This is a genomic window from Pedobacter sp. GSP4 (genome assembly GCF_051857575.1).
Taxonomy (GTDB): Bacteria; Bacteroidota; Bacteroidia; order Sphingobacteriales; family Sphingobacteriaceae; genus Pedobacter.
Genome location: NZ_JBPZIR010000007.1, coordinates 64710 through 89180, shown reverse-complemented (window position 1 = coordinate 89180; position 24471 = coordinate 64710). Strand labels below are relative to the sequence as shown.

General features: G+C 40.8%; 17 protein-coding genes and 1 tRNA gene. 9 read left to right on the top strand and 9 right to left on the bottom strand.

The genetic code is table 11. From position 1 onward, the window contains the following. Positions 1–14 precede the first annotated feature (14 nt). The 5 genes from ACS5PU_RS17735 to ACS5PU_RS17715 are packed head-to-tail and all read left to right on the top strand — an operon-like array spanning position 15 to position 8339. Complete coding sequence (locus tag ACS5PU_RS17735; protein WP_439460496.1) at positions 15–998, top strand: purple acid phosphatase family protein; 984 nt, start codon at positions 15–17, stop codon at positions 996–998. Positions 999–1025: 27 nt separating this feature from the next. Continuing rightward, the gene (locus ACS5PU_RS17730; RefSeq protein WP_439460495.1) at positions 1026–2249 is read left to right on the top strand and encodes an acyltransferase family protein; all 1224 of its coding nucleotides are present in this window, start codon (positions 1026–1028) and stop codon (positions 2247–2249) included. A gap of 31 nt (positions 2250–2280) precedes the next feature. Then, positions 2281–4491: an alpha-N-acetylglucosaminidase gene (locus tag ACS5PU_RS17725; RefSeq protein WP_439460494.1), complete on the top strand. Its 2211-nt coding sequence runs from the start codon at positions 2281–2283 to the stop codon at positions 4489–4491. A gap of 11 nt (positions 4492–4502) precedes the next feature. Next, on the top strand, positions 4503–6020 hold the full coding sequence (locus tag ACS5PU_RS17720; protein WP_439460493.1) for a glycoside hydrolase family 28 protein: 1518 nt from the start codon (positions 4503–4505) through the stop codon (positions 6018–6020). A gap of 21 nt (positions 6021–6041) precedes the next feature. Then, entirely contained in the window at positions 6042–8339 is a 2298-nt protein-coding gene (locus ACS5PU_RS17715; RefSeq protein WP_439460492.1) for a GH92 family glycosyl hydrolase, read from the top strand. 214 nt (positions 8340–8553) lie between these two features. Here ACS5PU_RS17715 and ACS5PU_RS17710 read toward each other — a convergent pair whose 3' ends face one another. From ACS5PU_RS17710 to ACS5PU_RS17700, 3 genes are all read right to left on the bottom strand, one after another. Beyond that, positions 8554–9987, bottom strand: coding sequence for a RagB/SusD family nutrient uptake outer membrane protein (locus tag ACS5PU_RS17710; RefSeq protein WP_439460491.1), 1434 nt, complete (start codon positions 9985–9987; stop codon positions 8554–8556). 20 nt (positions 9988–10007) lie between these two features. Next, on the bottom strand, positions 10008–13130 hold the full coding sequence (locus tag ACS5PU_RS17705) for a SusC/RagA family TonB-linked outer membrane protein (protein ID WP_439460635.1): 3123 nt from the start codon (positions 13128–13130) through the stop codon (positions 10008–10010). A gap of 523 nt (positions 13131–13653) precedes the next feature. Beyond that, on the bottom strand, positions 13654–14802 hold the full coding sequence (locus tag ACS5PU_RS17700) for a FecR family protein (protein ID WP_439460634.1): 1149 nt from the start codon (positions 14800–14802) through the stop codon (positions 13654–13656). Positions 14803–14974: 172 nt separating this feature from the next. Here ACS5PU_RS17700 and ACS5PU_RS17695 point away from each other — a divergent pair, with 172 nt between their 5' ends. Beyond that, the gene (locus tag ACS5PU_RS17695; protein WP_439460490.1) at positions 14975–15565 is read left to right on the top strand and encodes an RNA polymerase sigma factor; all 591 of its coding nucleotides are present in this window, start codon (positions 14975–14977) and stop codon (positions 15563–15565) included. A 165-nt stretch (positions 15566–15730) separates the two neighbouring features. Here ACS5PU_RS17695 and ACS5PU_RS17690 read toward each other — a convergent pair whose 3' ends face one another. The 3 genes from ACS5PU_RS17690 to ACS5PU_RS17680 form a co-directional block, all read right to left on the bottom strand. Then, entirely contained in the window at positions 15731–17023 is a 1293-nt protein-coding gene (locus ACS5PU_RS17690) for a putative sensor domain DACNV-containing protein (RefSeq protein WP_439460489.1), read from the bottom strand. 321 nt (positions 17024–17344) lie between these two features. After that, positions 17345–17689, bottom strand: a complete 345-nt coding sequence (locus ACS5PU_RS17685; protein ID WP_439460488.1) for an L-rhamnose mutarotase — start codon at positions 17687–17689, stop codon at positions 17345–17347. A gap of 183 nt (positions 17690–17872) precedes the next feature. After that, positions 17873–19537, bottom strand: coding sequence for an alpha-L-fucosidase (locus tag ACS5PU_RS17680; protein WP_439460487.1), 1665 nt, complete (start codon positions 19535–19537; stop codon positions 17873–17875). Positions 19538–19775: 238 nt separating this feature from the next. Between ACS5PU_RS17680 and ACS5PU_RS17675 the strand changes: the two genes are divergently transcribed. Both ACS5PU_RS17675 and ACS5PU_RS17670 read left to right on the top strand, forming a co-directional pair. After that, positions 19776–20450, top strand: coding sequence for a phosphatase PAP2 family protein (locus ACS5PU_RS17675; RefSeq protein WP_439460486.1), 675 nt, complete (start codon positions 19776–19778; stop codon positions 20448–20450). A gap of 44 nt (positions 20451–20494) precedes the next feature. Continuing rightward, complete coding sequence (locus tag ACS5PU_RS17670) at positions 20495–21976, top strand: ArnT family glycosyltransferase (RefSeq protein WP_439460485.1); 1482 nt, start codon at positions 20495–20497, stop codon at positions 21974–21976. Positions 21977–22100: 124 nt separating this feature from the next. Here ACS5PU_RS17670 and ACS5PU_RS17665 read toward each other — a convergent pair. After that, a tRNA-His gene (locus ACS5PU_RS17665) sits at positions 22101–22174 on the bottom strand. Between the two features lie 176 nt (positions 22175–22350). Between ACS5PU_RS17665 and rnhA the strand changes: the two genes are divergently transcribed. Further along, positions 22351–22824, top strand: a complete 474-nt coding sequence (gene rnhA, locus ACS5PU_RS17660; RefSeq protein ID WP_439460484.1) for a ribonuclease HI — start codon at positions 22351–22353, stop codon at positions 22822–22824. Here the strand turns inward: rnhA and fbp are convergent. Further along, positions 22821–23900: a class 1 fructose-bisphosphatase gene (gene fbp, locus ACS5PU_RS17655; protein WP_439460483.1), complete on the bottom strand. Its 1080-nt coding sequence runs from the start codon at positions 23898–23900 to the stop codon at positions 22821–22823. The two genes, rnhA and fbp, sit on opposite strands and share 4 nt — an antisense overlap. A 19-nt stretch (positions 23901–23919) precedes the next feature. Then, a complete protein-coding gene (locus tag ACS5PU_RS17650) occupies positions 23920–24411 on the bottom strand; it encodes a metallophosphoesterase family protein (RefSeq protein WP_439460482.1) in 492 nt (163 codons plus the stop codon). Positions 24412–24471: the final 60 nt, after the last annotated feature.

Here is a 24471-nt window from a genome sequence, read left to right as displayed (position 1 = left end):
TTAAACTTATATAAATGATTAGAAATTTACTGTTATTGATTTCATTATTATCTACCTATGGCTCCCTATGTGCACAGGTTTTATTAAAAACACCATCAGACACCTCTCCCACTACCAAAATTTTAACCAAAGAAACCTCGTCCCTTAACTTTATTGCCATGGGCGATTGGGGGCGAAATGGTGCCGATCATCAAAAACAGGTTGCCAAACAAATGGGCATTACCGCAAGCGAAGTAAAAGCTAATTTCATCATTTCTACCGGCGATAATTTTTATCCGAGCGGTGTAATCAGCGCTCAGGATCCTTCTTTCAAATATTCTTTTGAAGATATTTATACGGACTTTTCGCTGCAGTGGGACTGGTACCCGGTGCTGGGCAACCACGATTATAAATCGAACCCTGACGCACAGATAGACTATTCAAAAATCAGCCGCCGGTGGAAAATGCCTGCCCGTTACTATGCTAAAAAATTCCCGATCAATGGCGACCCCAATAATCAGGTGCTCATTGCTTTTATTGATACCAACCCGCTCATTCCAGAATTTTATAAAAATGCAGAATATGGTCCAAATGTTAAAGGCCAGGATACTACACAACAGAAGCGATGGCTTAGTAAGGTATTGGGTGATAAAGACCCTAGCATTAGGTGGAAAATCGTTGTCGGCCACCACCCCATGTACACCGGAGGCAGCAGAACAGAAGCCTACGATACCAAAGCGATCCGTAACTCGCTCAAACCAATTTTAGACCGCTATGGTGTAGATGTTTATCTCACCGGGCATGAACATAGCCTCCAGTACATTAAACCGGAAGGCAAAACACATCACTTCATTTCTGGGGCAGCTTCAGAAAAAACACCTGTAAAACTCATCTCAGATGCACAGATGGTGGCCTCCATTTATGGTTTTATGCTTTTCTCCATCAGCAAAGACCTCATCCGGATGCAGGCCATTAATGATGAAGGGGAAATTGTTTACCATACAACCATAAAAAAATAATTTCCGTCATCATATTCCAAATACAACATGAACACTACCGCTCAGCCAAAGGATACATCATCAGCACAAAAGAAAAGACTGTTTTCTTTAGATGCCCTGCGTGGCTTTGATATGTTCTGGATCATCAGTGGCGAAGGTATTTTTCATGGCCTGGCCAATGCAATAATGAAAAAACATTCCCTGGTTAGAAATCCTAACGATTGGACCATTGCCGCCAATGAAAGCCTATCATTCTTCGAACGCTTATCATTGGGTATCAGTAATCAGCTTCACCATTCTCCATGGAACGGATTTACTTTTTACGACCTTATTTTTCCACTCTTTATCTTTATATCGGGTGTTTCGATGCCTTTTTCTTATGAGAAACATTTAAGTACTGAGCAGGATAAAAAACAATCGGCCCGGCGTATTTATTACGCCTTGATTAAAAGAACTCTGATTTTGATTATCCTCGGCATGATAGTGAATGGCCTATTACAGTGGCAGGGTTACCAAAATACCCGTTTTGCCAGTGTACTTGCCCGTATTGCCCTATCTACTTTTTTTGCAGCACTTATTTACCTTAATTTTTCTTTAAACAAACAGATAATTTGGTTTGTTGGTATTTTGGCAGGTTATTATGTATTAATGATTACGGTACCAGTACCTAATTTTGGAAGCGGTGTTTTAACACCCGCTGGTAATTTGGCGGCTTATATAGACCGCCTGTGGCTGCCGGGCAAACTCCATCGGGCCATTTACGACCCAGAAGGCTTGTTAAGCACCATTCCAGCCATTGCTTCAGCAATGCTGGGAATATTTACCGGATCTTTTTTAAACGATAAAAACGAGCGCTTTAACCCTGTTAAAAAAGCATTTATCTTATTAATAGCCGGCTTTATACTGGTTATAGCCGGATGGTTATGGAATGTATTTTTCCCAATCAACAAAAACATGTGGACCAGCTCATTCGTATTATTTGCAGGCGGCTTTAGTTTACTTCTTTTCGCTTTCTTTTATTACGTTATGGATGTTAAACACTATAAAAAATGGGCCGTGCCATTCATTTGGATAGGTACAAATTCAATTTTAATTTACGTTTGTGCACATGGACTATTCAATTTTGAAGCCACAGCACTGTTTATATTTGGTGGGATCATAGATAAAATTCCATCCATGTGGCAACAGGCAGGTTTGTGGCTGGGTGTTCTTATCATCCAGTTGGCCATATTAAAATTTCTTTATGCTAAAAAATGGTTTTTAAAGATTTAACCCAAGCTGGACATTAAAATAAAACTGACTGATGAAATTAAAAATATACACCACTATTACTGTATTTATATTATGCTGTTCTGCAGCTAAGGCACAAGTGTACCTTTCTTCTTCCGATGCCCTGATCAAAAGAATCTTACCAAAACAGCATCGGTCGTTTGTAACCGAAAGTATCGCTTCTGATAATGGCCTGGATGTTTTTGAAATTGAAAGCAGAAAAAACACAATAGTATTAAGAGGAAACAGCGGCATAGCCATTGCTTCTGCTTTTTACTACTATTTAACCGAATATGCACACTGCCAGATTACCTGGAATGGAGTTAACCTTAAACTGCCGCTAAAGCTTCCGGTGGTTAAAAACAAAATCAGAAAATCTACCCCGTACGAATACCGTTATTACCTAAATTACTGTACTTTTAATTACAGCATGAGCTGGTGGGACTGGGCCAGGTGGGAAAAAGAAATAGATTGGATGGCGCTTCACGGCATTAACATGCCACTGGCCATTACCGGAGAAGAATATACCTGGTACCTTATTTATAAAGAATTGGGCTTCACAGATAATGACTTAAAAAATTTCTTTACCGGACCTGCTTATTTTTCATGGTTTTGGATGGGAAATATAGATGGCTGGGGCGGTCCGCTTCCATTAAGCTGGATGAAAAGCCATTTTGAGTTACAAAAGAAAATTCTGGCCAGACAGCGGTCGCTCGGTATGAAACCTGTGCTTCCTGCGTTTACCGGTCATGTTCCAGCAGCATTTAAAAAGAAATTCCCCAACGCTAAACTAAAGGCTACCAATTGGACAAATGGTTTTGCCGACACCTATATTCTTGATTCGGAAGATCCGATGTTTGCTCTCATTGGAAAAAAATTCCTGCAGAAACAAACCGCTTTGCTGGGTACCGACCACCTCTATTCTGCTGATACGTTTAATGAAAATGAACCCCCGTCAGCAGAGCCCGATTTTTTAGCAAAACTAAGTGCAAGGGTTTATGATGGCATGTCGCAGGCAGACCCTAAAGCCATTTGGGTAATGCAGGGATGGCTTTTTTATAGCGATAGAAAATTTTGGAAAGAGCCACAAACCGAAGCGCTGTTAAAAGCAGTACCCAACGATAAAATGATTATTCTGGATCTGGCCACAGAAATAGAGCCGGTATGGAAACGTACCTCCGGTTTTTATGGCAAACCGTGGATCTGGAATATGTTGCACAATTTTGGTGGCAACACCAATCTTTTTGGGCGCATGGATGTAATTGCAAATGCACCTGCCGAAGCTTTAAACCATGCACAAAGCGGTAAAATGAAGGGCATTGGCCTTACCATGGAAGGCATTGAACAGAACCCGGTATTATACGAACTCATGATGGCCAATACCTGGCGGTCAAAACCTATAGATTTAGAAACCTGGTTACCGAACTATGTCATTGACCGTTATGGAAAAAATAATTACCATGCTCAAAATGCATGGAAAATTTTAAGAAAAACCGTTTATAACGTTCCCATAGATAAATATATCCGAGACGGTGCCGAATCGATTATTCAAGCACGACCTACCCTGGATTCGATGACCAGATGGGCCAAAACCAAATTAAATTACCAGGAACGCGATCTGCTCCCAGCATGGGATGAACTGGTAAAGGCTGCTCCTGCCTGTCGCACCAGCGATGGTTTTCAATACGATATTGTGGATGTAACACGGCAGGTGATGGCCAATTACGCCATGGTCATCCATCATAATTTTGCAACCGCCTATTACAAAAACAACATCCCTGCTTTTAAGGCCGAAAGCCAAAAATTTATACAATTGATAGATGATATGGATCAATTATTGGCTACACGCAAAGATTTCATGCTTGGCCCATGGGTAAACCAGGCAAGGACCTGGGGAAATACCCCCAGTGAAAAAGCACTTTACGAAATGAATGCAAAAGACCTGATTAGCTTATGGGGCAACCAAAAGAGTCCATTAAATGAGTATGCCTGCAGGCAATGGAGCGGCTTGCTAAACGATTTTTACAAGCCTAGATGGCTGCGTTTTTTTGAGCATGCCTCACTGGCCTTAAATGATCATAAAGCAATCGATACCCAAAAATTCAACAATGATGTAAGCGCATGGGAGTGGAATTGGGTAAATAAAAGAAAAGACTATCCTATTAAAACAGTTGGCAGCCCGGTTGGTAAAGCAATAGCTATGTACAACAAATACCATCAATTAATTATAAAGGCATATCAATAAATGTTCTATTAATGAAAATCTTTACCTCCATCCTTATCTTATCGATATCTGCTTTTAGTGCCATTGCGCAGCACAAATCTTTCAACATTAAGGATTTTGGTGCTAAACCTGGTTTGCAATATTCAAATACCAAGGCCATTCAGCAAGCCATTAATGCTGCTGCAAAAACTGGTGGGCGCGTAACGGTACCTTCGGGCCAATTTGTTACCGGGCCCATCGAAATGAAATCTAACGTTACCCTGTACCTTGCCGATGGTGCAACATTACTGGGCAGTATTAAGCGCTTAGATTATGGCAAAAAGGATGCACAGGCACTCATTTATGCTAAAGGCAAATGCAATATTGGCATTGCAGGAAAAGGCAGTATAGATGGCCGTGGTGCCGAAGTTGTGAAAAACCTGATAACACTGTTGCATGCCGGTATTTTAACTGATGACACCTGGTTGGTTAAACGTCCATCCGAAAGCAATAGACCGAGGTTAATTGCCTTTGTAAATTGCGAAGATATCTCTGTTAAAAGTATAATCGTAAAAAACAGTGCCGGCTGGGTGCAGGACTATACAAACTGTAACCGCTTAAATATAGACAGCGTTACCATAGAAAGTACTGCTTATTGGAATAACGATGGCATCGATATCGTAAACAGCAAAAATGTAAGCATTACCAATTGTAATATTGATGCTGCCGATGATGGCATCTGTTTGAAATCGGAAGGAAGTCCCGGCATATGCGAAAATGTTTATGTGGCCAATTGTATCATCCGATCGAGTGCAAGCGGTTTTAAAATCGGCACTGGTTCTTACGGTGGTTTCAAAAACATTAAAGTTCATAATATTACTGTTTACAATACCTACCGCTCAGCCATTGCATTAGAAGCTGTTGATGGTGGATTTATAGATGGTGTTGACATTGAAGGTGTTACCGCAAAATACACCGGCAATGCTATTTTTATCCGTTTAGGCCATCGAAACAAAACGGATCGGTACAGCAGCGTAAAAAACATACGCATTGCTAAGGTAAAGGCAGATATTCCGAATAATAAACCCGATGCCGGTTATCCGCTGGAAGGGCCATTGCCCAAAACAGCACCACATAATTTATTGCCTGCCGCTATTACCGGTATTCCGGGCTACCCGGTCGAAAATGTATTGCTCGAAGATATTCAAATTACCTATGGTGGCGGTGCATCAGAAAAAACTGCACATATCCCAATTGATAAACTCGATAGTGTGACAGAGAATGAAGCCGGTTACCCTGAATTTAGTATGTTTGGTGAATTGCCCTCTTGGGGCTTTTATGTGCGGCATGTTAGTGGTATATCTTTTAAAAACATCAGATTAAATTACAGGGCCTCCGATTTTAGGCCGGCAATTATTTTTGACGATGTAAATACAATCAATATCGATGGGTTACGGGTTGAAAAAGGGGAAAACCCTCATCAGATTATCTTCAAAAAAACAGAAAAGGTTTCCATTAAAAACGCCAAATTACCCTTAGATAACAAACAGGCAATACAAGAACTTCCATAATATTATCTTATATACATCAATATGTGCTTAGCTAATTTAAAAAACAAGGCTTCTAAATATAAAAGGCATAAAATTTTGCTGTTTTTACGCTGCTTTTGGGCAACAGCAATTTGTACAGGCCCGGTATGTGCACAGCAACAGCAGCTAATTCGCTATGTCCAGCCTTTTTCTGGCACCGCTGCCAGCACTACACTGGCCAGTCAGCATATTGAAGATAAAACAGAACGTTTGGCTAATACTATTCCAGCGGTTGCTCCACCATTTAGCATGACACAGTGGACCCCTCAGACGCAGCTCACCGAAAAAAAGTGCCTAGCCCCTTATTATTACAACAACAAAAAGTTTTACGGCTTTAGGGCAACCCACTGGATCAGCGGTTCGTGCATGCAGGATTACGGAAGTTTTACCATCATGCCCATCTCCGGGCATCTTGAAACCAAACCGAACCACTATGCCGAAGATTATGTACATGAAAACGAAGTTTCCAGCCCATCTTATTATAAGCTGAAATTACCACGCCATAAACTGCTTACTGAAATTACGGCCACGCTTAGAAGTGGATTAATGCGCATTACCGCCTTAAAAACCGACAGTGTTTATATCTTGGTAAGTCCGAACAGCGATCAAAGCAAGGGTTTTATCCAGGTAGATGCAAAAAAAGGCGAAATATCTGGATATAATCCTGTTCACCGCATCTATCAGGGATGGGGAGAGCCAGCAGGCTTCAGCGGTTATTTTTTTATCCGTATAAAAAAAGCCTTTACCACATCAGGGGTTTATAGCGAAGGCCATATTTCCAATCAGCTAAGCATTGGCCAAAAAAAGGATATTGGTGCTTTTGCAGGCTTTAAGCTTCAAAAAGGTGAACAGCTAGTCGTTTACTCGGGCACTTCTTTTACCAGCATAGCTGCTGCGAGGGCTAATTTAGAAAGTGAAATTAATACTGAAAGCTTTGATGCGGTTTTAGGAAAAACCAACCAGGCATGGGAAAAATCGTTAGCTCAGGTAAGCATTGTGGACAAAAATGAAACAGGGAAAAAAATCTTTTACACAGCACTTTATCATGCCATGCAGCATCCAAGACTATATAATGATGTAGATGGTAGGTACCCACAATTTGCAGGCAAGTACCAAAACCTCACTATGCGCAAGGGCAGCTATTACGACGATTTTTCTATGTGGGACATTTACCGTGCGCAATTACCTTTGATTGAAATACTTAAACCTGATTTAGCAAATAATTTGGTTAATTCGATGGTACTTAAAGGCAAGCAAGGTGGTTGGATGCCTATATTCCCTTGTTGGAACAGCTACACGGCAGCAATGATCGGCGACCATGCTGCTGCTTTCATTGCCTCTGCATACAATAAGGGTATTAGGAATTATGATGTGCAGGAAGCTTACATATTGATGAGACAAAATGCTTTTCAAATGCCAGATTCTACAGATTATCTGAATGGAAAAGGCAGGCGTGGCATTAACAGCTACCTAAAATATGGCTATATACCGATGGAAGACAGCATTCCGAACGCTTTCCACAAAAAAGAACAGGTTAGCCGTACCTTGGAGTATGCTTACGATGACTATGCACTTGCAAGCATTGCCAAGGCACTGGGAAAACGCAGCGATTATCTCGAACTCTCCAAACGATCACTCAATTATCAGCGTATTTTTGATCCTGAGGCCGGTATGGTTAGGGGCCGGTATGCAAATGGCGAATGGTATAAACCTTTTTATCCCGATCACCGCGAACCCTACATTACCGAAGGCACCCCAAGGCAGTATACATTTTATGTTCCACATGATATGCCCGGGCTGATTAAATTAATGGGAGGAAGTAAAAACCTTGAAAACAATCTTGATTCACTATTTGCTAAAAAAGAATATTGGCATGGAAATGAGCCGGGCCACCAGATCCCATTTTTATACAATTATACATCTTCCCCATGGAAAACACAGTTGCAGGTATCGCGCATTTTGGCCGAAGAGTACAGCGATGGCGCTGGTGGCTTGAGTGGCAACGATGATGCGGGGCAAATGTCTGCCTGGTATATTTTTGCTGCACTTGGTTTTTATCCAGTTGATCCGGTTTCAGGAACTTATCAGCTTACAGGCCCATTGTTTAAACAAGCCACAATACTTTTCCCCAATGGTAAAAAAACAACAATTCAAGCGGTAAAAAAGAGCAACAATTCCATTTACATCACCAAAATCAGTTTTAATGGCAAAGTTTACACCAAAAACCATATTACCCATCAAATGCTTACCAATGGTGGAAAGATTATTTTCTATTTGGAAGATCATCCGGTAAAGAAATAAGTGCATTCCAAATACTGGCTATTACATCCGCTACCTGTTGTATTATTTTAAGCAGTAAATAAACGTGCTTCGATGAAGTTTATTTAGCTTGAATTGGGAATCTAAATTTACGCTGAAATACAGCATGCAAAAAAGGGGTTGCCGATTTTTTCCGGACAACCCCTTTTCACATTATAAAGTATTCAGTTCTACAATCGATTAATGTACATGCTTACTAATAACCCGGATTCTGGGTTAACTTTGGATTGAGTTGAATTTCCCTGGTTGGTATAGGATATAAAGCCAATGTGGGCACTATATTTCCAATTACACCATTTGCAGATACATAATTGGTTTTATGGGCCTGCATCACATTAACCATTATTCCCCATCTGATCAAATCGAACCATCTCTCTCCCTCGAAACAAAGCTCTACCCTTCTTTCATGCTGGATAACAGTTCTTGCATCGGTTTGCGACAATCCGGATTTAGCAGCGAGATTGGAACGGGTGCGGATAAGGTTTAGCTGTGTAAGTGCCTGTGGAGTTTTACCGTTTTCGTTCAGGGCTTCAGCATATAGCAGAACAATATCACTATACCTCAAAACCGGCCAATCATTATCGCCTTCACTATTGGCTCCAACACTTTGGTATACAAATTTTTTAGCATAATAATAAACCAAGGTTCCCGCACTATACACACCAATTGCGGTACTGAGGCGGTTATCTCCCGGTTCAAAAGTATCGTATAAATCCTTTGTTCCGCTGTTGTTACTGTTACCTGTTACAGCGGTAATGGTTGTTCCTGATGGCTGTGGCACAAAACTCCGTGCAAAAGTATTTCCCTCGCCAAAACCACCTCCAAGATATTGCACTGAAAAAATGATGTCCCTATTGTTATCTTTTCCCAGGCCGAAAACCTGGTCGTATGGCAACAGGGTGCCTGCAGTTGCAGCCACGGTTGCTAAAATGCTTTCAGCCTCGGTATATTTATTTTGAAACATATAAACTTTACCCAACAGGCCATTAGCGGCAATACTCGTAGCACGGCCAATGTCGGTACCCGAATAACTTGCAGGCAACACTGCTGCCGCCTCTGTTAAGTCTTTTTCTATCTGGGCGTAAACAGCTGCAGCAGTTGCGCGGTTGTAAGAATAGGCCTGTTGTTCTGAAGTAATCTCATTTAATACCAGTGGAACCCCGCCAAACATCCTTACCAAATTAAAATACATTAAAGCACGAAGAAACTTTGCCTGCCCAATGTAGCCGTTACGGTTAGCAGTTGTCATAGGTGGGGCAGCAACATGGTCGAGCACAATATTGGCATAAGCAATGGTTGCGTAAAATCTGGCCCATGCGTTCTGTAAATTGGTAGAATTTGCAGTCCAGGTCAGTTTATCCTGCTCGCCATAAAGCACTTCGCTTTCGCCGTATGTTTGTGCATTATCAGAAGGAAGTTCGCCAAAGCCATACTGTTCATTGTAAATAGGCCGCAAACTGCTATATGCACCTGTAAGTGCCGATTTGATATCAATCTCTGTAGCGTAAAAAGTATTAACGGGAACGATTCCCTTTGGGGTTAATTCTACAAAAGACTTTTTGCAGGAAGTGATAACCATACTCAATGTCAGTAAGGAAATACTGCATATGATGATTTTATTGATTTTCATGATCGTTTTTATTAATGCGGTTAAAAGCCAAAATTGATACCTAAAATAAAAGTGCGTGCCGTAGGGTATGTGCCCTGATCTACACCTGGCGTTGTAGGATCACCCCCCATAATATTGGCCTCTGGGTTATATCCCGAATATTTGGTGATCAGAAATGGGTTCTGAGCAGTAACATAGAACCTTGCAGATTGTATGGAAAGTTTGCGCAATAAGTTTTCACTTAGCCTGTAGCCTAAAGTGATATTTCTAACACGCATATATGAACCGTTTTCTACGGCCAAACTGGTTAATGCAGGTCCCGGTAATGCGCCTGTACCTATTGGGCTTCCGTAAAGCACCTCCCTATCCGGAAATGCTGGATCATAATAATTATTAAAATATTTGGCTAAAGAATTTTGGTTATGATTGCCAGTTATGGTCTGCCTGTTGTTGCCATTGATAATATTTACCCCCTGTACACCTTGGATCAATATACTCAAATCAAAGTTTTTATACTGAAAACTATTGGTTAGCCCGTAGGTAAAATCTGGCAGTCCATGCCCCAGCTTGGTAACATCATTGGCATCAACTTTCCCATCCCCGTTCTGATCTTTTATGATCAGATCGCCAACGCTGTTTCCTGTAGTAACCTTTGGATAATTTGCCAGATCGCCTGCATTTCTAAATACACCGATAATCTCATACCCGTACATGTAACCCAATGGATCGCCAACCTTTACCTGGTAAACATTGTTCCATCCATTAATTGCCCTTACTGCAGGCAGGGCACTCGGACCGCCCAAATCCAGCACTTTGGTTTTGTAAGTTGAAAAATTTGCATTGGCATTCCAGGTAACTGCCCCAAGTTTAAAGTTGGTATTGGCCGTAAACTCAAAGCCTTTATTCTGAAGTTTACCTAAGTTGGCCTGGTAAGTTGAATTGTAAACACTCGATTGTAATGAAGAAGTATATCCAATGGCTAAGGGCAGCGCTTTGTTGAGCAACATCCCGTTCGAATTACGGATAAAATAATCGAAAGTTAAAACAATCCTATTCTGCAAAAGGCCGATATCAGTTCCAAGACTGGTCTGATCATTTTTTTCCCAGGTTAAATCGGGATTGGCAAATCCTGCCTGTTGTGTTCCAAAAAGCCTGCTATTGCCTGATGCATAGTTTGTATTTAAATTAATCTGATTGACATAAGTAAAACTGCCAATATTGGCATTTCCCGTACGGCCGTAACCACCCCTTAATTTAAATTCGTTGATACCAATTTTTAACAATGCATCTTTTAAAAATGGCTCTTGAGCAAGTCTCCAACCCAACGAGAAAGATGGAAAAACGGCAAATTTGTTGTTTGAACCAAAGCGCGATGATCCATCCTGGCGTACAGCAGCAGTTAATAAGTATTTTTTATCATAATCATAAGTAAACCTACCTGCATAAGAAACGAAAGTATTGGCATCAAAGCGCTCAGTACCTACTGTATTTGGCGAAGCCAGTGGGCTTTGCACTGATGTGGTGATAAATGTTCCAGGCAAACCAGCTGTGTAATTGATCTGCGATTCGTATTTCTGAGCTGAAAATAACCCCAAAATATTAAAATGGTGCTTACCAATCTGTTTATCATAGTTCGCGGTATTTTCCCACACCCAATCAAAACTATTGCGTACATTATCTGAAGCAAAAATACCAGCCAACTGAGGGTTCGCCCCAGACGCTGTGGGTGCTGAACTATAGGCCATAGTACCCGGAATATAACCATGAACCTGCTCGTTTTCCAATGTTGCACCGATGTATGTTTTCAGTTTTAGCCCAGCAACCGGCGTATACTCTAAAAATGCATTGCTTAAAGTCCTGAAAGCTCTTGACCGGTTAATAGACTGACTCAGAATGCCTACAGGATTGTAAAAATTAGATGCTGAAAACACTGCTGTGGGAGAAAGATTATAGTTCAACTCCCTATCGTAGGGTTGAGCAAAATCACCGTTAGCCCGATAAACCGGTACAATTGGTTGAAAAGTTAAAGCCTGGTTAAGTGGACTGGGCAAATTCAGATCTGCAAGTAATCCTGGCACACCGATAATAAAATCATTTGGATTTGCGCCGGCACCACTCGCCTGCCCCGACGAAGGCTGCCTGTACTGTTCTGAAAATGATGGAGAAACTGAAAAACCAAATTTTACATTCTTAACAATGTCTGCATCAAGATTTAGCCTGGTGTTGTATCTGCTATATTCAGTTCCGATTAAAACACCTTTTTGCTTAAAAACACCGGCCGAGGCACTGAAACGAACTTTCTCACTACCACCAGATGCATTAAACTCGAAGCTGTTGATGGGTGCGGTCCTAAAGATTTCTTTTTGCCAATCCACATCAGGAAGTGCAGAAATATCGCCATCCAAAATTGCCGGATACTGTAAATTTTTAATCCTGCTGAGGGCTTTTACCTGCTGAACGTACTGATCTTTGCTTAAAACATCAATATATTTGTTTACTTCCTGAATACCCGAATAGGCCGAAACCGAAAACACAGTTTTCCCAGCCTTTCCTCTTTTGGTGGTAACAATAACAACTCCATTTGCTGCCCTCGATCCATAAATAGCAGCAGAGGCAGCGTCTTTTAATACTTCTACAGATTCGATGTCACTGGGGTTGATCAAGTTAAAATTTGCAGCAGTTTCAAGTGGGTAACCGTCTACCACATAAAGCGGATCATTAGATGAACTCAGCGAGCTAACCCCGCGTACCCTTATGGTTGGAGCGGCGCCCGGTTTGCCGCCCTGATCGGACTGAACCTGCACCCCGGCAGCAAGCCCTGCTAAAGCTTCGCCAGGGGTACTAACCGGCTGGTTTCCTATATTTTTGCCTTCTACCTTGGTAATGGACGAGGTAACAGTAGTACGCGATTGGGTTCCATAACCCACTACTACTACATCACCAAGTGATTGAGGGGTATCGGCCAGTGTTACGTTAATGGTTGTTCTACCCCCTACGTTTATTTCCTGGCTTACCATACCGATGAAAGAAAACACCAAAACTGATTTAGGATCAGCCACTTTAATCGTATAAGCTCCGTTATTATCAGAAACCACACCAGTTTTTGTGCCTTTTACCAGTACACTAACACCCGGCAGGCCTACCCTTTTTACATCAATAACCATACCTGTTACCACAATAACCTGTGGTTCGGCTTTAATAATCTGGGCTTTCTTTTTGATAACGATTGTTGAGTTATCGCCAAATACCATTTCCACGGTCTGGTTAGAAAAGCAGGCTTCCAAAACTTTTTGTAGTGGGGTATTTTTGAACTTTACAGTAACCAGGGCAGAACCGTTGGTCACACTGGCATCACAGATAAAATTGTATCCGGTTTGCTTGGTTAATTGACTCAGCACTTCCCGCAGGGGCCTATCTTTAACATTGATGCTCACCTGCTGGGCAAAACTCCCGGCACTGACCTGTAAAAAGGCGACCATAATCAAAATGACTGTAAGTCTCATAACTCGAAGGATTTTTTGCGTATAGCAAGAGCTATCCCCGCACTGAAGTGCAGTAAAAATTTTATACATTTGGTTAGGATTAAATAGTTGTTGTTTGAATGATTGTTGCGATCCAATTAGTTATAGGCTAATCAATTCCGGGAGTGGTCTCAAGCACTTCCGGTTTTTGGATCTGCTAAAGTATTTATATGACTATAACGATGACCCTCCTTCCTTCGGTTACAAACCGAACTTTATCTGTTAATTCAATATTCTTAAGCAGGCTTTTAAGTCCTTTGGAACGCGAATAATTCCCATCAAAATTAACCCCAGATACAGCGCCTCTGTATTCAACATCTACATCGTACCACCTCGAGATTTTTTTCATGATGGAAACAATATTTTCATTATTAAAAATGAACATATCATTTTTCCAGGCCATTACTTCGTCTACATCTGCGGTAACAACTTTTAGTTTTTGCTGTGGGTTGTTTATTGCCATTTGCCCCGGTTTGATCAACGTTGACGACTTATTGCAATTTATTTTCACCATTCCTTCTAACAGTGTGGTATTAATATCCTGTTCTCCATCAAAAGCGGTAATATTAAAATGTGTACCCAGCACTTCTACTTCCTGTTTTCCGGCTATCTCTACTTTAAATGGTTTTCGTTTATCCTTGGTTACTTCAAAATAAGCTTCGCCAGTAAGCAGAACCTTTCTTTCCTTACCAGCAAATGCCGTTGGAAAACTTAAGGAAGAAGCAGAATTAAGCCATACGTGGGTGCCATCAGGAAGGATAATATCGTATCTACCACCTCTTGGCACCATAATCCGGTTTAATACATTAGTAGTGTTTTTACCGTTTGCGGATATAACGAGTCCGTTGCCTGATTTAGCAATATGGGCATCCCCATGCATCCCGATAACACCATTCTTAGCACTATCAAGTTTAATACTTTCTCCGTTTGCAAGTGTGAGTACGGCCTGTTCAGAACCAGGTAAAATATCGTTATTTTTAATTTTCTTATTTACAGCAAGTGCGGTAGAATCCTTGTTTTTTTGTGCATTAAAAAATTCTGAACCAAAATAAACAAACACCAAAAGCGACGCTGCAATTGCGGCCGCAGCCTGCCATTTGATGCGTAATGGATTATTCTTTGCTGATTCTGCTTTGATGCTGTGATTAACCCTTTCACGCAGTATTTTACCCAAACGTTCCTCATCTTCCTTGCTGATTGAAAGGTTAGACATCCCATGCGTATCCTGATAGGCGGATAGCATATGCTCTTCTTTGGGCGTACACATCCCCTTGAAATATTTCTCACAAAGAGAAAGATATTGATCTTCTGTCATCACCAGCTCAGCTACTGTTTAAATTTGGTTCTTTAATAGTATAGACACCGATTTACTGGCGCACACACATAAAAAAATAAAAAAAAATAGAAAAAGCCTTATACGCCATCAGAATAGCAATAATCATTTTTTATTTTGATTATTAAACCATAGCTTTATTTCAAACAAACTTATGCCCACAAGCGATTATACCGATCCCGAACTACTGCAGCTTATACTTTTAAATGATGAAAAAGCATTCAATTCATTATTTGAACGTCATTGGCCAAAAGTTTATGCAGTATGCTACCGGTATGTCAAAGATGAAGAGTCTGCCCTTGAGATTACCCATGATATATTCTTGAATATCTGGAATATGCGCGGGCAGTTAAGCATTAGCTCTTTTAAGAACTATGTACTTACCAGCGCAAGTTATCGTGGAATCAGAAAAAGGCAGCAGATTAATGCTATACCCATAAGTTATGTAGAAACCTACATTCATGATGAGGATTGTTATAACATAAACCACCCCTATACAGCAAACACTGGGGAGGAAAAGATCAGTGAGGAAGAATTTGAAAGCAGGATAATGCTAATGCTCGGTGGGCTACCAAAAAGATGCCGTGAAATATATCTTTTGAGCAGAAAGGAAAATCTGACGATCAGTGAAATTTCAATCAAACTGAATATCTCAAAAAGAACGGTAGAAAATCAGCTTACAGCCGCATTAAAGCATTTAAGGCATGCGCTTAAATATTCTGGAATTCTTTTGATCTTAATGTAGGCAATTCCTTAATACTCCTGCAAACAACCATTACAAAACGTTGAAAAACAGACCATAACAAACTAGAGGCCAAAAACGATATTGTCGGATTAAGGATTACGCAAAAGCTGCCCCTTGAACCATTTAAACGTAAATCGCATCTATTTTGAAGAGAAATAAAAAGATTTAGGATTTGCGTTTCCTTTGAGATTTGCCAGTCATATACTGCTGGGTTTTGATGTTTTCCCACATGATAAGCTTATCCTCGATCTTCGAAAAAGCCCTAATATCTCCATCCTGCGATATCACCAGACCCAATGCAGATGGATGGTTCCAGCAGTATGCAATCATAGATCTATGCCTCGTCCCATAGTGCTTTGGATCATGCGGTGCCAATGATTTAGGTGTTGCGGTAGCAGTAGAAGAAACATATATTTTCCGGGGCATTTTCTTAGCTCGGAGTACCCCACCAAAGCCATTACTGATCATGCTGCTGTTGAATAAGACAACCCCATCAACGCAGGTTTGTGAGGCAATAAAGCTGATTGCACCCTTGATCTCATCCGCAGTTCCTTTTTTGTCATAAAAAGAGCCAGCCTCCTTAAGATAAAGCGCCCTGCTTACCGACCTTTTACCACGAACCAGGTCTTCTTCAATAATCCTTTCGGCCACGTAATTATCAATAGATGCCCTCGCGTGCGAGACCATTGCAAGCGTTAAGCGTTCATAATGGATCCGGTACTTCACATCCAGGTCGGCATTATCATCAGTAATCAGAATCGCTCCTCCATGCTGATAGTTCTGTATTTTTAATAAAAGCCGCGAAAAAGTCTGAATCCAAAGGCCATCCAAAAAATCTTCCCAGTCTGCATAACTTTCCTCCGGATAAACTTGCTCTATATATTCCCTTAGTGTAAGTTTTAGAAATTCTGCATTTTTCCTCAGGATTTTAGAAATAGGTCCAATGGTCAATACATCCAAGTATCTTTTAACTAAAACATTCTGCTTCAAAGTTGCCAAAAGTTCATAGTCAAATAGCACATTCAGCGTTCCAATTTCACTAATCGAAACCTGAAATAATCCTGGCTGTTCAGAACCGGTATCTGATTCATAATTCAGGAAATTTTGATAGTGCATGGCCTGGTCAATCATGCCCCATATGTAAATTTCACCATTATCGTTATAGTAAACTGCCAGTGATGAACTCCCCGGATCTGCGGCTTTTGAAAGCTTAGCCAGCGCCTTTGTCGTCATTTCGATATGATGATCGAAAGAAATACAGCTCCATCGCTCAGGAACTATATGCCCCGGAGGCGCGGGATCCGGATTTTCTGGATCAATGAAAGTGATAGTGACGGTGATTAACTCGCTTTCTTCCTTGCACATACTGGAATAGAATAAGCACTCAAAAAGATCTTCGAGAACTTTCAGATTAGGAAGAGTAGATTTTGCCTTTTTCAGCTTAAGTTTGTTTTGCACTAATAAAGCCAAATCTTGCGGACGCGAATTTTCCAAATTATTTCAGATTAACATTAGTTAGCTAACAAACATCTGTTCCAAGAAATCGTTTGCCTACAACATATTTTTTTTGCACAACACGACTACATATTCCCGATTAAAGCATTATGAATTACTGCGCTTTTTTAATCATTTTTCCAATCATATAGGCCATTTACTAATACAATATTTACGAGAAAAACAACCACATAGATTTACGTAAAAATAACCTAAAGGTGTTTTTTTACGTAATGATAGGTCACGGAATGGGTATTTGCCTTCGCCGTTAATCAAATTAGCCTATTATTTTTTTTCGCTATCAAGTTCAAATATCTTATCCATTAATATCCACTTCTCTCCCTGCTTTGCCCATGGCAGGGGCTTTTGAAACCGCCACATCAGATTTTCCCATTCCTGAACTTTTTCATTACGCGCATCCATTTGCTGCTTGCGGGAAAAAGTAAAGTCTTCTGTGGTTTCCATCAGCATAAACAGGCGGTTGGAAGTCCTAAAAATTTCCATTTTTAAAATCCCAGACCTGATAATGCTTTCGGTTATTTCAGGCCAGCCATGTTTATGATAATCTTCATATTCAGCAATAAGTTCAGCATCATCGATAAGATCGAGCGCCAAGGCATACTTTTTCATCTTATTCTTGTTTAATCTAAAATAATTCTTCGGGCATAAGTTGTCAGAAAGCTATTCACTTCCCATCAATTTCACGTCTTTTTTGAGATTGATGCTTTTAAATCTATGGATCAGGGATAAGTATGTCGTAAAAATATTACACATAACGATGAGATCATCAACCGTTTGAACATACGTTGATATTTAAACAATCATCAAGGGGTTGGCGTAAGATGCTGCAGGCTGCTCTCGAGGAAAATATACTTTTAAGCCTTCAGCATTTCTTTCAAATTTCAATTCCTGCCCTGTGGCAACGAGTTTAACACTATTTATTTTTTCGGGATAATTTGAACTTCCTTCCTGTAAACTGGTAATCACTATTGCCCCATTTGTGGGCCAGGCAAGCACAGTAGCAAAAAGAGCCTTATCTTTTACTGCAAAGCGTATATCTTTTTCTCCAAAGGGAACACCTTTACCTTCGTTAAATCCCTGGGCTGTTAAGGCCGCAGATTTAGCCTGTGCCGGCCCTTCACCAAATATTTTCCATGGACGCGTACCGTAAATGCTCTCTCCATTGGCATTCATCCATATACCTATATCTTCCACAATTTTACGCTCCAGCTCATCAATTGATCCATCTCCACGTACTGGGATATTCAGCATCAGATTACCATTTTTGCTAACCACATCAACCAAAGTATGAATTATAGTTTTAGCAGTTTTATAGCCTTTCCTATCATAAAGCCCACGGTCGTAATGCCAGTTGCCTATGCAGGTATCGGTTTGCCATGGCAGGGGCTCTATGCTATTGCTCTGCCCGCGCTCTATATCCCAGACCATTGCTTTTTTCTGCTCATCATTTAAAATTTTACCGGTAATAACGGCAGAGAGCTTGCCCTTATCTTTAATAATCTTGTTATAAAAATGTGCAGCAATTTTTAAACCTGCATCGCTGATGGGCCACATCGGAAACTGCGAATCATCAAAATAAATCATATCAGGATGATAGTGATTAATCAGATCTATGGTCCTATTATAAAATTTGTCTATATAGGCCTTAGTTGGAGGAGTAACACCATTGCCCCAATGCCATTGCTTATGGATCATGCCGTTATCTTCGCTGTTTTCACTCAACTTATGATTTTGGGCATAGAGTTCCTGAGGATCAAGCCCTTCCCACCATTTGCCTTTCCCATCCTTTTTAGTCTGTTTACCATCATATGGAACTCCAGCAAAAGGCCCTGTCTTATCAGATCGCTGAGCGGTTTCAAACCAGCTCCAGGTATGCGCAGCATGAACACTAACCGCAAATGGTAAACCATGTTTTTTTGCCGCCGCTGCCCAGCCCCCAATAATATCTTTTTTAGGCCCAACTTTTAACGAATTCCATTGCTTTTGGTATTTGCTGTCGTAAAGGTCCAAGTTATCATGATGATTGGCAAGTGCCATAAAATACTTTGCCCCAACACTTTTGTATAATGAAACAAGCGCTTCAGGATCCCATTTATCAGCTTTCCAGGTATTGATTACATCCTTAAATCCAAATTCAGAAGGATGACCATATTTCTTCAAATGATACTTGTATTGCCAATTTCCCTCCATGTACATTTCCCTCGCATACCAATCTCCTGCCTCAGGTTGGCACTGTGGTCCCCAATGTGCCCACATCCCAAACTTAGCATCCCTAAACCATTCAGGTGTTTGGTAATTGGTTAGCGATTCCCAGGTAGGTTTGAAAGGGCCATCCATAATTTTTTCGACAAATTCTTTTACAGCTTCTTCAGCTACTGTAAAAGCAGAAAGTTTGTTGCTGATTAAAATCCCGGGGATGCCTAGGGCAAGGCTTTGGATTAGTTTTCTACGGTTCATATCGATTTGGTTAGCGTATCTGTGTGCTTAAAACAAATTTATCGATAGAAGCATTGATAAATTTATAATTAAAAGACCTTTTTTTATACTAATCCGACTTTTGATGCGCTTTACTGCTTTGTAACTGAATTTTTATACTACGTATTACAGTAAGCTAATATTGCATGACAATAACATGACGTTTTCTTAACCTTCTGGTTAACTGGAGAAGGTAATTTCGGTTAAAACCTTTCAACAGATGATTAAACGGATCAAGCGCCTTCCTTTATATTTTATTGGCCTCGCCTTAATCCTATTATCGGCCGTTATAATTTGTTGCAGCCTCAGCAAAGCCGAATCCTTTTTCGTACTGAATAGTTACCACAATCCTTTTTTAGATCTATTTTTTCGCCTGTTTACCAATCTTGGCGATGGGTTATTAAGCATTTTGCTTGGCATATCACTACTGATCCTAAAAAAGCGCAAAAAAGCCATAACATTACTGCTGGCCTATTTCTACTCGAGCCTGCTGGCGCAAATTGTTAAAAATTTATTAGACCGGCCCCGGCCCAGATTGTACCTGGAACAAATGAAACTGGGCTATTCAAACTTCGTAAGCGGCATAAACCTTCATGACCACCACTCCTTTCCATCAGGCCACACCACTTCGGCCTTTGCCCTGGTAACCGTATTAGTGCTGGTGTATAAAAAAAGAAAGATTTCAATCCCCTGCCTTTTGCTGGCTACAGCAATTGGTTATTCGCGTATTTACCTGGCCCAACACTTCCTCATCGACGTAATCTGTGGCGCAATGATAGGTTCGTTTAGCGCGCTGCTGGCTTTTGATCAGGTTTATGTTCAAAAGCTTTTCCGGCCGGCCAAAGCCATCATGCGATTGAAAAGATTAAGAAAAATTGAACCCAGTGCACGATGAACGCTGCTAAGTTTCCGTTAAAGGTATGGTTGCTCCTTATTTTTATGGCTACCATAAAATTCGTATTGGCCGGATCCATCAACCTGGGCAATGATGAAGTTTACTATTGGACCTACGCCCTGAAATTGCAATGGAATTATTTTGATCATCCACCCTTTGTAGCCTGGCTAATCAGGGCTTCTACACTAAACCTAATTGTGCATCATGAACTGGCGGTCAGACTGGGTGCAATTCTTTGCTCATCAATCTGTACGCTAATCATCTTCAGCCTCGGCACATTCCTTCGCAACCGGCGCGTAGGTTGGTATGCAGCGCTGCTATATTCCAGCTCATTTTACTGTAGCATTATTGCCGGCACCTTTATCCTTCCTGATAGTCCTCAAATGGTTTTCTGGTTGGGAGGTATCTACCTGCTGCTTAAAATCAACAGAGGTATTGCTGACGGGAAAATGAACCTTGGGCTTTGGTGCTGGTTTGGACTAATGGTAGGTTTGGCCATGCTCTGTAAGGTTCACAGCATATTCCTTCTGCTGGCCATGGCCATGTGGATACTGTTCAAACAGCACCGGTTAATTGGCTATATTGGGCTTTATACTACCATATCAATTGTCTGCATACTTTTCCTCCCCGTATTGGTGTGGAACCTTAACCATGGTTTTATCACTTACAGTTATCACAGCGAAAGGATAAACATCTTTCATAACGGCATTAATGTCTTGCCGTTTTTAAGGGAAATTTGTGGGGAGATTTTTTACAATAATCCTGTCAATTTCGTTCTGATTTGGATGGCGGTACTAAGTCCGGGCTACAAAAATAACCTACTTCAGGAACAGGACAAACAGATTCTCCTTTTCTGTACCTTACCGCTCATGCTAACGCTGATGGTTCTTTCGCTTTTCCGAGACACCCTGCCACATTGGTCTGGTCCTGCTTATGCAGGTCTTATCCCCCTTGCTGCGCTAAAACTGGAACAATGGTCCAAGGCTCGTGCCCGGCTTTGGATTCGGATTTCAGCAGGCTTTTTTTTTCTTGTGGTGATATCGGGCCTGCTTGTAATCAATTGCTATCCGGGAACCATTTCCAAGAATAAGGATAATTCAAGTCTCGGTAAAGGCGACCCCACCCTTGATCTTTACGGCTGGAAAGAAACTGGCAGAATTATAGATTCGGTTTATCAAAAAGATCACCGTACTGCAAAGAAAAGGATAACAACAATTATCGTAACCAAATGGTTCCCCGCAGCCCACCTTGATTTTTATGTAAGCCATGGCAACCTGTTAGAAACTTATGGCATGGGAGATGTTAATGACTTGCACCAATATATTTTTTCCAATCAGCTTAAACGGAAACCCCAGTTTGAAGAGGATGCCTTCTACATCATTCCATCCAATCTTTTTGATCAGGCAGTACTTGAAAAAGTCAAAAAAAATTATGTTTACTGTGATCTTTACCCTGCTGTTCCAATTTACAGGAACGGTAAAATCTGTAAATACATACTGATTTTTAAGCTCAGGAAACATAAATAAATACTCGGATACCAAGAGCTTTCACTAATTATCCATCGCTGGCGGACTCGGATAGTGATTAAAACAGGTTCATGCAGCTTAAAATAAAAAAAGCAGCTCTTTAAGAACTGCTTTTAAAACTCGGGGTGGCTGATGGGGCTCGAACCCACGACCCTCGGCACCACAAACCAATACTCTAACCAACTGAGCTACAGCCACCGTGTTTTTTGATGTCACAAAAGTACGACTTTTAATATTCCTTGCAAATATTTTTCCCAAAGTTTTTACAACTAATTTTTAATTCCTTAACGTTCAATTATTTGAATTTAAAATATTTTTTCAGCAACCAATAAAATAGGCTATTTTGATCCTAAAAACATAACTTTACCACGTTTATGATCGAAATTTATACAGACGGAGCAGCTAGCGGAAACCCCGGACCAGGTGGTTGGGGCACCATTTTAAGGGCAGGACAACACTATAAAGAACTGAGTGGAGGCTTTAGGATGACCACCAATAACCGCATGGAGCTGCTGGCTGTAATAAAAGGATTAGAAGCACTAAAAAGCTTAAATCAGCAGGTTACCGTTTATTCCGATTCGAAATATGTGGTAGATGCGGTAGAGAAAAAATGGGTTTTTGGTTGGGTAAGCAAGGGTTTTAAAGACAAAAAGAACAAAGACCTCTGGTTAAGGTTCCTTGAATTATATAAACTGCACAAAGTGAAATTTATATGGATCAAAGGTCACAACGACCATCCGGAGAATGAGCGTTGTGACAGACTTGCCGTATTTGCATCGCAAGACAAGCAAAATTTGGCAATTGATACTTTTTTTGAAGTAGAAAGAAGTAAAAATGCACAGGCTTAATCAATTCCGCCCACAACATTTAAATCTTCCAGTTTAGTTTCTACATTGGCCTCCACAGAGAGCGATTTAGCCGTGTATAAAAGCATCATTTCTTCTGCTTTTTCTACCATCTGTTTCGATCCGATAAAAATCGGCACTCTTTGGTGCAGCTCTGTTGGGTTAATGTCGAGTATGCGGTCAAAACCTGTACTGGCCTTGCCCCCGGCCTGCTCAATAATGAAAGCCATTGGGTTACACTCGTACAATAACCTCAATTTTCCGTTAGGAGAACGTGAAGTTGTTGGATAAATATAAATACCACCTTTAATCAAGTTGCGGTGGATATCGCCCACCATCGAGCCGATATAACGCGAAGTATAAGGCCTTTTGGTTGCTTCATCTTCCACCTGGCAATATTTGATGTATTTTTTTACCCCATCAGGAAAGTGTACATAATTGCCTTCATTTACCGAATACATATAGCCCGTTTCAGGTATTTTCATCTGTGGATGCGAAAGACAGAACTCTCCTATAGAAGGATCGAGCGTAAAACCATTAACGCCTTTACCCGTAGTGTACACCAACATGGTAGATGAGCCATAAATAATATAGCCTGCAGCTACCTGCTCGGTTCCTTTCTGAAGTACGTCAGAAATACTGGCTTTTCCTTCTACCGATTTTCGTCTGTAAATAGAAAAAATAGTACCCACCGCTACATTCACATCGGTGTTCGATGAACCGTCCAAAGGATCGATACAGACAATGTACTTGGCATTTTGAGAAACGGGCGAATCGATATGGATAATTTCATCTTCCTCTTCGGTGGCCACAATACAGCACTCACCACCGCTAGTTAAGGCCGCAATAAACTGTTCATCAGCATAAACATCCAATTTCTTTTGTTCTTCGCCCTGAATATTGGTGGTGCCCATATCGCCAAGAATATCAACCAAACCGGCCTTATTGATTTCGCGGTTTACAATTTTGGCCGCAATACCAATATCCCTTAATAACCTCGAGAGCTCTCCTTTAGCATATGGAAAATCTGCCTGTTTTTCTATAATAAATTGTCCTAGTGTTTTAACGCCACAAACCATACTTAGTGTATATTTTACATTATCTACCCGATAACTCTATAACCTCTAAGGTATGAATATTTTCGTCAGTTATGCAAAACCTGATCAAGGTTCTCACTTTATGCCAACCCTGTTTTCCGGCCGCACCGGGGTTTATATGCAAACATTTTATTTTTTCGTCGAACATTACTTTCAAAATATGCGAGTGCCCAGTAATAAATAATTTAGGAGGGTTAGTGTATATTTCCGGCTTCACAAAAGACGAATATCTACCCGGATAACCACCAATGTGCGTCATCCAAACATCAACCGCTTCACAGCTAAATCGATTTTGTTCCGGAAACTCATTTCTAATCACTGCATCATCGATATTTCCGAACACGCCCCGCAAAGGTTTAAATGCAGCCAAAGGTGCAGCCACATCGGCACCAAAATCGCCTGCATGCCAAATCTCATCTACACTTTCAAAATGCTTAAAAACGGCATCATCCAAAAAACCATGTGTATCAGAAATTAATCCTATTTTTTTCATTATGTAAAGTTAATTGTGACCATAATTTACACGGCCAGCCCACATCAAATACCAATCCTA